Origin of the sequence: Rhizobium sp. PL01, assembly GCF_033447125.1 — a bacterium.
Classification (GTDB): domain Bacteria; phylum Pseudomonadota; class Alphaproteobacteria; order Rhizobiales; family Rhizobiaceae; genus Pararhizobium.
Window position 1 is genome coordinate 1 of the sequence record NZ_JAWQUM010000030.1, and the last position, 1,347, is coordinate 1,347.

At 58.8% G+C, this 1,347-nt stretch carries 1 protein-coding gene; it reads right to left on the reverse strand.

All coding sequences use genetic code 11. From position 1 onward, the window contains the following. Positions 1-1,347: recombinase family protein (locus tag R6X40_RS31525; protein ID WP_318419120.1), on the reverse strand; the 1,347-nt coding region annotated here is incomplete at both ends.

Sequence of the window (1,347 nt, forward strand, 5' to 3'; positions counted from 1 at the left end):
AGGGACCACCTGTTCGGCAGCCAACACCTTTGCCTTGATCAAGTAGCGTATCCGATGGTTGGTCACGCCAAGGGCCGCCGCGGCCTCGGTCATGGTCAGCCAATTGCCGTCCTTCTCGGCTGATTTGTACGCATGGATTGCACGCACCCGCCTTACAGAAGAGACGCGGTGTGCGGTCCAGGTCTTTCCTTGCCCTGTGGGCATGCCCATTCGATTGAGCGACGCGGCAATATGTTCATCGGACCACCGCCCAGCCATGCTACGCATCACCGCCAGGGCATCCTCAGTGGTGGCACAACCGTGCTCACCGGTCTGAGGCTTACGGACCTTGAGTTCCGAATGCTGACCGCCCTTCCAATGGATCGTCAGCACTACGTCACGCACCGCATCGTCGACATCAACGACGATGTCGGCGATGAGTGTCCGCAGCAATTGCTGACGCACGCGCATGGTCACATCGGGTGACTCCCAGGCAGCCAAGAGATTGTCGGCCAAGTTCGCGAAGGTGCCTGGATCGACTTCTATTGTCGAAGGACTGTCGGCAGGCTTGCGCTCCTCCAGATCTCGCACTCGGCGAAGTGCAGTTTCCCAATTCTTCTCAAGCTGCGCTGCAATCAGACGATTGTCGGGATCGCATGCCGCATAGCGACGTTCAGCCAAGCTAGCCTCGTAGCGAGCCTGTTGGAGCTCTAGGTCGTGAATGTGGCGCTGGTCTTCTTGCCGCTCCCGGTGCATCCGCTCTGCTTCAAAGGTCGCTTCGATCGCTAACGGTTCTACCGCGCGCAACAGCTCGCGTGCAACCGCCGCATCAATCTTCGAGCCGCCGAAGGTCATGCACCGAGGCAAGCCCAACATCAGATTCTGCTTTGTGCAGCGATAGACGGGACTTTGTGGATTGCCCGTATAGGCAACACTCAGCCTCCGCCCGCACCGTCCGCAGGTTAGGAGACCCGATAATAGCGCTTTGCCGCCACGGCCCGATTTTACCCCGCCCGAGCGGCCATAATTATTGAGCGCCAATTGCTGCTGGTTGCGCTCGTATTCGTCCCAGCTGATGTAGCCCTCATGATGGTCCCGGATCATCACCTCCCAGGTGCCGAAGGGCTTGCCGTGCCCGTAACTGCGCCGGGCTCGTCCATCGACGATTGCAGTCCGCTTCTCGCTCTTTCCATAGACGTAAACGCCGGCGTAGAAGGGGTTTTTGAGAATGCCGATTACATTGCGATAACGGACTGGTGTCCAGACGAAGTTGGTCATGCGCCCTTCATCCGACGGCCGTGGGAAGTGAATCTGATCTTTTGTCATCGACAGCAGCACCTGACGCGCGCTTCCAAGCTCGTGGAAGCG